Here is an 11,973-nt window from a genome sequence, read left to right on the forward strand (position 1 = left end):
CGCGCGCCAGAGCTCGTCGGTGCCCCAGACGACGGCCGGCAGCGGGAGCAGCCTGTTGGTGAACAGCCCGACGGCGCGCAGCAGCATCACCGGCCGGATCACGCCCTCGCTCCGCGGCCTCGGCGGGCGGTCCATCAGCCCCGGCTCGGCGGCTCCCGCCCCAGCGCCAGCGCCGGCAGCGTCTCGGTGCCCAGGTCGATCATGAGGATCTGCAGGACGGTCAGCGGCAGCGGCACAGCACCGCCGGACAGCGCGAAGACCAGGAACGGGACGACCTCCGGAACGGCATGGGCAAAGATATAGACAATAAATTTCCGAACGTTGTCGTAAACCTGGCGGCCGGCCCGGACGGCGCCGACGATCGTGGCGAAGTTGTCGTCCGTGAGCACCATCGTGGACGCCTCCCGGGCCACGTCCGTGCCCGAGCGTCCCATCGCCACCCCGATGTCGGCACGGCGCAGGGCGGGCGCGTCGTTGTAGCCGCTCAGCAGCCGCGTGTCGGCCGGAATCCGATCGCCCTCACCGATCAGGATCAGATCGCCGGGGACGATCTCGCGTACGTCGATGTCACGCGCCTCGCCGTCCCGGACCGCCGTCGCATGGGGCGGCATGTAGGCGGCCAGCGCCTCCACCGCGCGTTCGGCGTGCCGTTCCTGGACGAAGGCGACCGCGGCGTTGAGCAGCACCACCGCGACGATCGCCGCGGCGAGCACAGTACCGCCGGACACCGGCGACAGCAGTGCCGCCAGCCACAGCAGGAGGGCCAGCGGGTGGAGGAGCTGGCGGCCGATCTCACCCGGCCAGGTGCGGCCCCCACGCCGCGACAGCTCGTTGGGCCCCGCGGCGACGAGCCGGCGGGCGGCCTCCCGGCCGCTCAGCCGTGGATGACGGCCACGGGGCAGGCGGCGTGCAGCACGCACTGGTGGGCGGTGGAGCCGAGCACCAGTTCGGCGAAGCCACCGCGTCCGCGTGTGCCGACCACGACGAGCTGCGCGTGGGCCGAGGCGTTCAGCAGGGCGCGGGTCGGGGTGTCGTCGACCGCCTGCAGGCTGACCTCGACATCGGACTCGTCGTCGATGTCGGCCGTCGCGATGTCGGTGAGGAGCTGCTCGGCGCCGGCGCGGAGCGAGGGGTAGAAGTCGTCCAGGGGCACGCCCAACGTGGTGATGTTGCTGTGGTAGCCGTGCACGATGTGCAGCGGGACGCCGCGCTCGGCAGCATTGGCCTCGGCCCAGCGAACCGCGGCCTGCGAGGGGGCCGAGCCGTCCACCCCGACCACGATCGGCCGCTGGTCGGGCAGGTCGTCGGTGGCGGTGCCGCGGACGACGACCACCGGTCCGGAGCAGTGGTGTAGGAACCGCTGGGCGACGGAACCGGCCAGGATGCGGTGGGCCAGGCCCGGGCTCCGGGCCCCGATCACGGTCAGCGAGGCGTTCTTCGCCTCGGCGACGAGCGCGTCCACCGGGTCCTGGTCGACGACGAGCCTGCGCAGCTCGATCGGCAGGTCGGGCATCGGCACCCGCTCGATCGTCCGGTCGAGCATCTCGGTGGCGGCGGCTGCGAGCCCCTTGTAGTCGGCGGTGGCCGCGGCCTGGTAGACCGGCCGCGGCAGGCCGTCGGCCGTCCAGCCCAGCAGGGCGGTGACGGGCCGGTGCTCGATTCGCGCCGTCTCCAGGGCCCAGCGCAACGCGGCCTCCGATCCCGCGGAGCCATCGATTCCAACGAGGATCGTCCGGGTGCTTTCGGTGCTCACGGTGGCCTCCTGCATCTGTCGACCGCCCGATCGGGTGGGCCCGATGGGGCTGGTCCCAGCGTGCGGCAGAGACGGGTGCATCCGAACCGGCGAAGGTCGGTGGCCCGACCGGACCTTTGGCCCGCGGGCAGGCCGCCCATTCGCTCCGTTGACGGGCCGCGGATTTTTATCGGGCGCCGCTGGGGGCGGGCTCGCCGTGGTGGCGTATCTCCGCGTCCGGTCCGGGATAGATGAAGCTGACGTGACCGGTGTCGGACCAGCGCACCGCGAACGGCGGGTCGCCCGCGGGCGAGCGGACCTCGAAGATCTCCCCGGTCCGGTCCGGTTGCCGGGTGGCACCGCGGTGCACGACCAGCGTGTCGCCGGGAGCGGCGCGCATCTGCCTGCGCCGCGGCGGAAGCTCGGGCACCGCGCTGGGTTCCGTCTCGACGCCGGCGGCGGCGGAGGCGCGCGCGGCAGCCGCTGGCGTGGCGGGCTCGGCCGGCGGCGCCGTGGATGTGGGCTCCGGCGGACCGGCCTCGTGGCGCGGCGTGAGCACCTCGTCGGCCAGCGGGTGGACGAGGTCCGCGACCTGGCGTTCGTTACGGATGAGCAGGTCGTCGACGGAGACGAGACCGACGACCCGGCGGCCCTCCATCACCGGGAGCCGGCGGAACGCATGGTCGCGGAACACCCGGTAGGCGCGCTCGACGTCGACGCCGGCGGGAATCGTGATCACCTCGGTCGTCATGAGCGCGTCGATCCGGCCGTCAGGGGAGACACCGCGCGCGACACCGCGTAGGACGATGTCGCGATCGGTGACGATCCCGACCAGGTTGTTGTCGTCCTCCACGACGAGGAGTGCTCCCACCCCCTGGCGCTCCATCTCGCGGGCCGCGTCGCGGATCGAGGTGCCGCTGTCCACGGTGACCGGTTGCCTGGTGATCGTGCTGCGTATGTCGGTCATGTTCACCGCCTCTGCCTGGTGGGGGCAGCCGCCGCGTCCTCTGCCGATCAGTGGGGTGGATGGTGCCTCCCCCGCCACATCGGACGCCGACGGTCACGAGTGGTGCTCATACGTGTGCTTTCGGTGTGCCCGCTGCTCGGGATGGTCACCCCACGCCGTGCTCAGGCGGGCACGGTGACGCCGCCGAGAACACGGGCACGAGGCGGAAGAGCATCGGGTTGGGCAGCGCCGCCTCCGTGCCGGGCCGCCGTGGGTGGCGGCGGCCGGCCAGCGCGTCGACCAGATCGGCCGTCGTGAGTATTCCGGCGAGGTTGTCGGATTCGTCCAGGACGCAGACGGCGTCGATGTGCCGGGACGCCATGAAGTCGGCGACGGAGCGGACGGTCTGGTCGGCGTGGACCTGGGGTGGTTCGCGGTCGAGGAGTTCGCTGACGGTGCGAAGCCGCGGGCCGAGCGGGCCGGCGACCGACTCGGAGACCAGGCGCCGGTCGTCCAGCATGCCGACCAGCCTGGATCCCTCGACGACCGGCAGGTGGTGTACGCCGGCCTGGGCCATGACCTCCCAGGCGAGGATCACGTCGTCGTCCGGTGCCACCACCATGACGCCGGTTGTCATGATCTCTCCCGCGCGCACGTCCGCCACCCGCGCCTGGGTGGGTCCTGTGCCGGATGGTGCGTGGGCCGGGGCCGTGCCGGCCGCCTCGGCGGGCTCCGGGCGGCCCGCCGCACTGTTCCGAGTCGCCAATGTCCTCGTCCTCTCTGCCTCGTCCTCTCTGCCTCGTCCCTGCCTCGTCCCTGCCTCGTCCTGTACCCGTCGCTGGTCCGCCGGACCGCGCTCGGGCATGGCGACCTCCTGGCGGAGGAGAGAAGGAACTCGTTGCCGCGGTCTCGCCGGGCCGGCGGTTCAGCGCGCCGTGCCCGGGCCATCGGGCGGCGCGTGCCGACGGGGTCAGAGAGGGGCGGTCCAGCGGAGGTGGGTGCCGCCCGCGGGCGGCACCGTGGCGGTGAAGGTGCCGCCGAGGCTCTCGGCGCGGGCGCGCAGGTTGTCCAGGCCGCTGCGGCGGGTGGTGTCACCGATGCCGACCCCGTTGTCGACGGCGTCCAGGGTGACCATGTCCCCGTCCACGGCCAGCCGCACCTCGACGCTGGTCGCGTGGGCGTGGCGGGCGGTGTTCGTGAGGGCCTCGCGGGTGACGGCGAGCAGATGGTCGGTGAGCTGGTCGTCCGCGACGGTGTCGAGGGGACCGGTCAGGGAGATCGCGGGGGCGAACCCGAGGGCCGGCCGAACGTCCTCCGCGATCTTGTCGAGGGCGGTGCGGAGACGGCCGCGCTTGGTGGGGCCCTGCCCGCGCAGCTCGAAGATGGAACGACGGATGTCCTTGATGGTCGCGTCGATGTCCTCGACGTAGCCGTTGAGCCGGTCGGCGTTGGAGGGGTTCTCGTACTGGGCGAGATCCTGCATGCCGAGCGCGACGGCGAACATCCGCTGGATGACGTGGTCGTGCAGGTCACGGGCGATCCGGCCGCGGTCGGCGAGGACCCGCAGGTGCTCCTGGTCGGCTCGGGCCCGGGCGAGCTCGAGGGCGACGGCGATGTGGCCGGCGAAGCTTGTCGCCATGTCGAGGTCGCCGTCGGTGAAGGCGCGGGCGCCGCGGTCGCGGCCGATGAGCAGCGCTCCGCCGCACTGGTCGCCGCCGGCGACGAGCGGGACGACCATGAGCGGCCCAGTGCGTGCCGCGCGCTCGTCGGGGAGCGCGTCGAGCTCCGCGTCGTCGACGCGAAGACCCTGCTGCTCGGCGATCACCCGGCCGGTCAGAGTGTGCGCGAGGGGGATCAGGCGGCCGGCGCGGCCGGCATCGGTGCCCAGACCGGCGTGGGCCGGGCCGTCCGGTGCGGCGGTGCTGTCGGTCCCCGCGGCCGAGCCGGTACCGTCACGCCCCGTGACGGCGACGGCGACGCGCGCGTACTCGCCCCCGTTTCCCCTTCCCCCGCGTTCGGCGTTCCCGGCACCCTTGCTCGGGTCGCCTCCGTCCGCAGTGCCCTGGTTCGTGGTGTGCAGCGCGAGGGCGACGAAGGGGGCGTCGGCGACCTCCTGCACCCGGTGCACGAGGGTGGCGAGCGCGTTGTCGGCGCCGACCATCACCTGGCGGCTGATCTCCGCCGAGGCGGTCATCCACAGGTGTCGCTGCTGCGACTCGTGGTAGAGCCGCGCGTTCTCGATGGCCACCCCGGCGTTGGCGGCCAGGGCCAGGGCGAGCTCCTCGTCCTCCGCGGTGAAGGGGACGCCGTCGCGTTTGTCGGTGAGGTAGAGATTGCCGAACACCTCGCCCCGCACCGTGATCGGGACACCGAGGAAGGTCCGCATCGGCGGATGCCCGGCCGGGAAGCCCTGGGAAGCCGGGTCATGGGCGATGTCGTCGGCGCGGCGTGGCCGAGGGTCGTCGATCAGGATGCCGAGCAGGCCGTGGCCGGTGGGTAGCTGGCCGATCCGCTCCACGTCCGCGTCGGTCATGCCGACGTGGACGAACTCCTCGAGGGTGCGGTCGGGGGCGACGACGCCGAGTGCGCCGTAGCGGGCACCCAGCAGATCCGTTGCGGCCTCGACGATGTGCCGGAGCAGGACGGGCAGCCGCAGGTCGGTGGCGATGACCCGGTTCGCCTGCAGCAGGCCGCGCAGCCGGCCTTGGGTGGCGAGGACGTCCTGGGCGCGGTCGACGAGTTGGCTGAGCAGGTCGTCGAGTTCCAGCCGGGCCACCGTGGGGAACATCAGCCCGTCGCCGGCGGGCAGCCCGGTGGGCGCCGGTCCGCCCGGCGCCGGGCGTGGGGACTCCCTGGCCGACGGTTCGGCCGCCGGTGTCCCGCCCGACCGGTGCGAGGTCGAGAGCTCGGATCCTGCCGCCACGCGAGCACGATACGCGAGGTGCGACTTTCGGGGTGCGGGTTACACGATCGCCGTCTCATCCCGCCGCCCGTCGCGCCGCCCGCAGGGTGGCGTCGGGTGCCGGCGCGTCGCGGAGGGTCTTCGCCTCGGGCCAGGGGTCGGTGCCGGCCGGCTCGTCGGTGCGCCCGGCACCCGGCCGGGTGCCGGGCCGTGGGGCCAGGGCCGGTCGGGTGCCGGGCCGGCGGTACCCCGGATGCGCGCACCGAAGCTGGACGAGGTCCGCCGCGGTGGCGTCGGCGAGTGCCGCGGCGCGGTCCCGGTCGCGGCGCAGGGTCCACGGCGCGTCGAGGACGACGGTCTCACCGCGCTCGGCCGCGATGCCCGCGCGCCGCAGCAGCTCGTCGTAGCCGAGGTCGGTGGTGCGGCCGGTCGCGTCGTCCGGCCCGCTACCGGTGGTCTCGGCGCGCAGCAGCGTCCATCCCTCCGCGTCGGCGAGGTCGGCGGCCAGCTCGCTGCGTCCCGACTCGCGGGTCCCGCCGACGAGAACGAGCCGCACCCGCCCGTGGCGCAGGTTCGTGAGGGCCAGTGAGGCCAGGGCCCGTGCCTCGGCGCCGGCGGCTCTGTCACCCTGGGCGTGCCGGGTGCAGGCGACCTTGCAGCGCACGAACGCCCGGTACGCGACGTAGAGGTTCTCCAGCGACCTGGGATGGCTTTCGGCGGAGTACTCGCGGTAACGATCCAGGAAGAACGCGGCGAGATCCGGACGCCCGAGACGTTCGAGGTCCATCGCGAGGAACGCGACGTCGGCGAGGACGTCGCCGACCCGCAGGCGCTGGTCGAACTCGAGGCAGTCCAGGACGCGGGGGCCGTCGTCGAGGCAGTAGATGTCGTCGGCGAGCAGGTCGCCATGCCCGTCGCGGATGAGCTCGCGGTGCTGCCGCTCGCGCAGCAGGGGCTGGCGACCGTCCAGGTAGCGCCCGGCGAGCCGGCCGATGGCGTCGATCGTGCTGGCGTCGAGGACGGAATCCAGGTAGGGCTGGACGCCTCGGATGCCCTCGTCCCACAGCCCGCGCAGCGTGGCGGGCGAGCCGGCGTCGGTGATCTGGGCCGAGGTGTCGCAGCGGGTGTGGAAGTCGGCGAGCAGGCGGGCAACGGCCCGCAGCTCCCCGCAGACGTCCCCGCCGGCGGTGACCAGTGCGGACAGCCGCCGGGCGGCCGGCAGGCGGCGCATGACGACCATGTGGTCGCAGGCGTTGCCGTCGGGGCCGATCACGTCGGCGACGCCGAGATAGACGTCCGGCGCCAGCCGCCGGTTGAGGTCCACCTCGGCGTGGCAGGCCGCCTGGCGTGCCTCTCGGGTGCGGAAGTCCAGGAAACCGAGGTCGGCCGGCTTCTTGGTCTTGTACACCCGGTCACCCAGGAAGACCAGTACGGACGTGTGCGTCTCGACCAGCCGGGCCGGTGCCGGCGTCGGCGCCGGCGTGCCGCCGAGACCAGACCGGACGCGCGCCGATGGCGCCGCCGAGGCGGGAACCGTGTTCGCGACTGTCGTCACACCCATGCCTCAACCCTGCCCCCGGGATGCTCCGGGTACAGCGTTCTCGAGTAGCCCGGCCGGGGTGCGAAGGTCCCGGGGGCGGTGGGACCAACGGGGAAGCCCGGGATTGGCCGTCGGTGCCGCGGTGAGCCGCCTGACCTGGCGGGTTCCCGCCCGGGGCCCGACCTCCCGGCACCCCCGTTCGGGGGACGTTCCCCCGGCTCCGCCCTGCCGAAAGTCCCTTTCACCGGTTCGGCGCGATGCCGATTCTGGGAGCGCGTCGCCTCCAGGTGCATCCAGATCGGGGCGGTCGCGGGCCCTGCGGAGATCGGTCTCCCGGGCCCGACCGTGCCGGTCACCTGATGCGGGGACCGGCAGCGGATACCGGAGGTGGGCACGTGAACGACATCAGAGCGTCCTGGCGGATCAGCCCGTCACGGCCGGGTGCGATGTGCGGCGACTGGATCGACGTCGCGCGGCTCGCGGACGGGCGGCTGGCGGTCAGCATGGGCGACGCCGCCGGTCACGGCGACCAGGCGGCGGCGCTGGCTCTGGTGCTGCGCCGGCTGCTACGCGACCGGCTCCTCGACGGCGCCGATCCGGGCCAGGCTCTCGGCGGTGCCCTCGCCGAAGTGGCCGAACTCGGCGACATGGGCGAGATGTACGCCACCGCGTTCGTCGCCGTCGCCGCCGCGGACGGCACGGTGACCTACGCGAACGCCGGCCACCCGGCGCCCATCGTCCTGCGCTCCCGGGGCCCGTGGGATCGGGGGCGTACCGCCCCCGGTCACCACGGGGCGAGCCGGTCGCTCGGGCCCACCGGCCCGCTCCTGTCGGATCTCTTCGCCGGTGCCGCGATCTGGTCGAACCGGACGCTGCGGCTCGCCCCAGGTGAGTCGTTGTTCCTGTACACCGACGGCCTCACCGAGGCGCGGAACTCGGCGGGCGTCGAGTTCGGACCCGACCGGCTGGTGGACGCCGGCTGGCGGCAGACCGGGAGCAGCACGCCGGGCCGGGGCCGCCGCCCCTCCGCGGTGTCCGGTGTCCTCGAGCGCATGTTCGCAGAGGTCGCCGCGTTCACTCAGCGAGCGCCCGATGATCGTTCCGCGCTGGTGCTCGCGTGCGTCCCGGAGGTCGACGGCCACGATGGCGACCGTGCGCTCGGTGATTCCGGCCGGCTCGGTGACATCATCCGGCGCGGTGCGGCCGCTGAGCAGTGCGGCGTGGGCTGACGCCGCCGCGGGACCCGGTCGGACAGCGCCGGCCGGTGGCGTGCGCCGGTCGTGATCAGGGGAGCCTGTCGCCCGTGCGCAGGCGGTGTGCCGCCGTGGTCGCCCGCATGGTGGGGAAGATCATGTCGGGTCCGACGCTCGCGGTGAGCCCGTACGAGGTGAGGTCGTCGAGCAGCTCGTGTTTGACATGGGCCAGGCCGAAGGCGATGCCCCGCCTGGTCACCTCGGCACGCAGATCCTCCAGCGCGTCGAGAGCCGTGATGTCGACCTCGACGATGGCCTCCATGTTGAGGACGAACCAGTCGATGTCGTCGGCGCACGCGTCGAGGGCGGCGACCGCCCGGCGGCGGAAGTTCTCCGCGTTGGCGAAGAAGAGAGGCGAGTCGTACCGGTAGGCGAGCAGCCCGGGAACGGTGTGCGCGTTCGGGTAGTCGTCCACGTCGTGCATGCCGTCCAGGCCGGGGACCCGTCCCAGTACCGCGTCGTGCGGTCGGGCGACCCGGGCGAGCAGGTCCAGCAGCGATACGCCGATGGCCACCAGGACCCCGTAGAGGATGTCGAACACCAGGACGCCGACGGCGGCGGTGAGCGCGAGCGTGAGCTCGCTGCGCCGGAACGAGGCCAGCCGGCGGAACCCCGCGATGTCGACCAGGCGGACCGCCGCGAAGATGATGATCGCGCCGAGCGTCGCTACCGGGAACATCGCCAGCGCCGGGCGTCCGAATCCCAGGACCAGGACGACCGCGCCCAGGGCGACCAGGGAGTAGGCCTGCGTGTGCGCGCCGCTGGACGCGGCGAGCGCGGTGCGGCTCCCGCTGCTGCTGACCGGGAAGCCCTGGCCGATCCCCGCTCCGAGGTTCGCCGCCCCCAGCGCGAACAGCTCCCGGTTGGCGTCGACCGCGTGGCCGTCGCGTCCGGCGAAGGCACGCGCGGTGAGCATGTTGTCGGTGAACCCGACGAAGAGGATGCCGAGCGCGGACGGTGCGACGTCGACGAGGTCGGCGCCCGTGGGCATCGTCAGGTGCGGAAGCCCGCCGTCGATGTCACCGACCACGCGGACGCCGTGCGTGTCGAGGCCGAAGGCCCATACCGCGAGCGTCGCGACCATGATCACAAGTAGTGGGCTCGGCAGCCGGGGCGCGCGCCAGTGCAGCACGACGAGCAGGACAAGGGACGCGGTCGACACGACGAGGGTTCCACCGTGCAGGTGGTGCACCGCGCCGGCGAACGAGCGGAGCTCGCCGAACAGGCTTCCGCCCTCGACCGGGACACCGGTCACCTTCTCCAGCTGGCCGACGATCATGATGACCGCGACCCCGGCGAGGTAGCCGACGAGGATCGGCCGGGAGAGCAGGTGCGCGATGATGCCGAGCCGCGCGAAGCCGGCGGCGATCGCGAGAACCCCGACCGCGGCGGCGAGGGCGGCGGCGAGGGCGGCGTACCGCGACGGATCACCGTCTGCCAGCGGGGCGACGGCGGCCGCGGTCATCAGCGCGGTGGTCGACTCCGGCCCGACCGAGAGCAGCCTCGACGACCCGAGGATCGCGTAGGCGACGACGGCGGGGGTGATCGCCCACAGGCCCGCCACCGGCGCCACACCCGCGAGTGCGCCGTAGGCCATCACCTGGGGAATCAGGTATGCCGCGACCGTCAGGCCGCTCGCGGCGTCCCCCCGCGCCCACCGTCGGGAGTAACGGGGCAGGCGCGGGAGGCGCAGGTGGTCCACGGGAGCACGTCACTCCTGGTCGCTGTCGGGTGTGGTCCCGAGCGGCCCGGTGATCCGGACGACTCTCACACCGCGGGGTTCGGGGCAGGCTGGTCCTGAGGTTCCGGTTCGGCGCCGCCGGAGTCGAGCCGGAACGGGGGGTACTCGTCGGTCATCAGGGCGGCGTAGGCGCCGACCCGGATCACCCAGCGGTTGAGCCCGACAACAAGATCGTAGAGGGCTCGCGGGTAGCTGCCGGTCGCCGCGAGAGTGATCGCCGCGATGAGCGCGAGCAGGCCGATCAGGCCGCCGCCCGTTCCCGCGGTCAGCAGGGCGTTGTGGCTGAGCGTCGTGCCGCCGACGAGGAACCCCACGACCAGATAGTGCGGGATGAGCAGCAGCCACCACTTGACGAGCACCAGACCGCGGGAGAGCTGGGCCGGATACGGGATCGTGAGGTGAGCCGGGTAGTCGGGCTCCTCGCCGAGGGAGAACGGCGGATAGCGGTCCGTCGCCAGCGCGCTGTAGGAGTAGTAGGACACCCGCCAGGACCAGCGCAGCACCCCCGTGTTGAAGTTGAAGATCGCCCGCGGGTAGCGGCCGGTGAACAGGATCGCCACACCGGCGACGGCCGTCAGGACGACGAACGCCACCCAGAGGAAGAACAGCACCACGTAGTGCGGGATGGCGAGGAACCACTTGACCAGCCAGAGCCAGCGCGAGAGCGGCTCGTCGAGGCGGGCATTCACTTTGATCGGGTATGGGCGGTCGTACATCACACACCCCGCTGCCGCGTTCCGGTGCTGGGAGAAGGGCCGGCCGGGGTGGTCGGGGCTCCCGCATCGGTTGCGCTGCTCGGTTCGGTTCGTCTGGTCTGTCGGGGAAGTGGTTCCCGGATCACGGGCCGAACTCAGCGACCTTCGGCAGGGATGTCGGGGGCCGCAGGTCCTGTGCCTTTCGGGAGCGACGTCCGCTCTGGCCGCCCCTGGAAGTGAGCATGCTCCCCCGTGCGGTTCGCCGCAGGCGTTGGCAGGAGGAGGCCCCCATGACGGGTGAGATCACGTTCCGGGCGCCGGTGACGGTGCCGGCCCCGACCCCGATCCGGGAAGCCGCGGAGCTGATGGACCGGGCCGGTGTCGGATCGCTGCTGGTGGTCGACGAGGGGCGCCTGGCGGGCATCGTGACGGACCGGGACCTGGCGTTGCGGGCCGTCGCCCGCGCCGTCCCGCTCGACGCCCGGATCGACGCCGTCATGACCTGCGGCGTCGTGACAGTCGGGCCTTCCGCGGGATGGGAGGAGATCACCCGGGTCTTCGCCGAGCACGCGATCCGCCGGCTCGTGGTGACCGACGGGGACACCATCGTCGGGGTTGTCGCGCTCGACGACCTGCTCGCCGCCGCGGCCGATCCGCACACCGCGGCGACCGGCCCGCGGAACGCGGCGCTCGGAGCCGTCGCCGCAGCGGAGATCGGGCATCCTCACCATGAGGGGGGCCTGCCCCTGCCGCTCGACGCGCTGCGCCCGCGGCCCCGGACCCTCAGCCGGTGGCAGGCCCGGGTGGGCGACGCCGTCGTCGTCCGTGCCGCCGTCGGGAACGGCCCGAAGCGGGACGGGGAGATCCTCGAGGTCGCGACGCCTGCCGGCGATCCCCCCTTCCTGGTCCGCTGGTCGGACGGCAGACTGAGCTACATCCACCCGGGCCCGGACGCGCGGATCCACCACTACGGTGAGCCGGTGGGCAGCGCCCGCTGACGGGCGGTCCAGGCGGGCGGCGGTCACCCGACCAGCGGTCGCGGTGTGAATGGCCGGCTGGGCGCGAGGGCCGCCGCCGCGCCCGTTGGTCCTGGCGGGCGTAAGCCGATTGGCGAGGCGACTCCGAGGCCGTATCGTCGCGCTCATGGAGAAGATCCGGGTGTTC

General features: G+C 73.2%; 9 protein-coding genes and 2 pseudogenes. 2 read left to right on the forward strand and 9 right to left on the reverse strand.

Going from position 1 to position 11,973, the window contains the following annotated elements; genetic code table 11:
* Positions 1 to 63: 63 nt before the first annotated feature.
* The 7 genes and pseudogenes from E0504_RS54395 to E0504_RS29955 all read right to left on the reverse strand — a co-directional run.
* Positions 64 to 482, reverse strand: a pseudogene (locus E0504_RS54395) (cation transporting ATPase C-terminal domain-containing protein); the annotation flags it as partial.
* A gap of 51 nt (positions 483 to 533) precedes the next feature.
* Positions 534 to 920 (reverse strand): annotated as a pseudogene (locus tag E0504_RS54400) (cation-transporting P-type ATPase); the annotation flags it as partial.
* The gene (locus E0504_RS29935) at positions 875 to 1,753 is read right to left on the reverse strand and encodes a universal stress protein (protein ID WP_116430191.1); all 879 of its coding nucleotides are present in this window, start codon (positions 1,751 to 1,753) and stop codon (positions 875 to 877) included. The pseudogene E0504_RS54400 and the gene E0504_RS29935, both read right to left, overlap by 46 nt.
* Before the next feature lie 166 nt (positions 1,754 to 1,919).
* On the reverse strand, positions 1,920 to 2,699 hold the full coding sequence (locus E0504_RS29940) for a CBS domain-containing protein (protein WP_131626248.1): 780 nt from the start codon (positions 2,697 to 2,699) through the stop codon (positions 1,920 to 1,922).
* A 145-nt stretch (positions 2,700 to 2,844) separates the two neighbouring features.
* Positions 2,845 to 3,444 (reverse strand): HPP family protein, encoded by a 600-nt coding sequence (locus tag E0504_RS29945; RefSeq protein ID WP_146776817.1) that lies wholly within the window; start codon positions 3,442 to 3,444, stop codon positions 2,845 to 2,847.
* Between the two features lie 204 nt (positions 3,445 to 3,648).
* A complete protein-coding gene (locus E0504_RS29950; RefSeq protein WP_112108939.1) occupies positions 3,649 to 5,466 on the reverse strand; it encodes a GAF domain-containing protein in 1,818 nt (605 codons plus the stop codon).
* Positions 5,467 to 5,656: 190 nt separating this feature from the next.
* Positions 5,657 to 7,141 (reverse strand): hypothetical protein, encoded by a 1,485-nt coding sequence (locus E0504_RS29955; protein WP_112108930.1) that lies wholly within the window; start codon positions 7,139 to 7,141, stop codon positions 5,657 to 5,659.
* 374 nt (positions 7,142 to 7,515) lie between these two features.
* On the opposite strand from E0504_RS29955, the gene E0504_RS29960 reads away from it, so the two are divergent.
* On the forward strand, positions 7,516 to 8,349 hold the full coding sequence (locus E0504_RS29960; protein WP_235014914.1) for a PP2C family protein-serine/threonine phosphatase: 834 nt from the start codon (positions 7,516 to 7,518) through the stop codon (positions 8,347 to 8,349).
* 55 nt (positions 8,350 to 8,404) lie between these two features.
* Here E0504_RS29960 and E0504_RS29965 read toward each other — a convergent pair whose 3' ends face one another.
* Together E0504_RS29965 and E0504_RS29970 are read right to left on the reverse strand one after the other, a co-directional pair.
* Positions 8,405 to 10,075: a SulP family inorganic anion transporter gene (locus tag E0504_RS29965; RefSeq protein ID WP_131626250.1), complete on the reverse strand. Its 1,671-nt coding sequence runs from the start codon at positions 10,073 to 10,075 to the stop codon at positions 8,405 to 8,407.
* 65 nt (positions 10,076 to 10,140) lie between these two features.
* Positions 10,141 to 10,830, reverse strand: coding sequence for a DUF4389 domain-containing protein (locus tag E0504_RS29970; RefSeq protein WP_112108933.1), 690 nt, complete (start codon positions 10,828 to 10,830; stop codon positions 10,141 to 10,143).
* A 269-nt stretch (positions 10,831 to 11,099) separates the two neighbouring features.
* Between E0504_RS29970 and E0504_RS29975 the strand changes: the two genes are divergently transcribed.
* The gene (locus E0504_RS29975) at positions 11,100 to 11,807 is read left to right on the forward strand and encodes a CBS domain-containing protein (protein ID WP_112108934.1); all 708 of its coding nucleotides are present in this window, start codon (positions 11,100 to 11,102) and stop codon (positions 11,805 to 11,807) included.
* Positions 11,808 to 11,973: the final 166 nt, after the last annotated feature.

The organism is Parafrankia sp. BMG5.11 (genome assembly GCF_004337455.1).

What these genes read in the sequence shown, in the direction of transcription:
- E0504_RS29975 (WP_112108934.1), top strand. Translation starts at nt 11,100, where the DNA reads ATGACGGGTGAGATCACGTTCCGGGCGCCGGTGACGGTGCCGGCCCCG.
- E0504_RS29950 (WP_112108939.1), bottom strand. Translation starts at nt 5,466, where the DNA reads ATGTTCCCCACGGTGGCCCGGCTGGAACTCGACGACCTGCTCAGCCAA.
- E0504_RS29955 (WP_112108930.1), bottom strand. Translation starts at nt 7,141, where the DNA reads ATGGGTGTGACGACAGTCGCGAACACGGTTCCCGCCTCGGCGGCGCCA.
- E0504_RS29940 (WP_131626248.1), bottom strand. Translation starts at nt 2,699, where the DNA reads ATGACCGACATACGCAGCACGATCACCAGGCAACCGGTCACCGTGGAC.
- E0504_RS29970 (WP_112108933.1), bottom strand. Translation starts at nt 10,830, where the DNA reads ATGTACGACCGCCCATACCCGATCAAAGTGAATGCCCGCCTCGACGAG.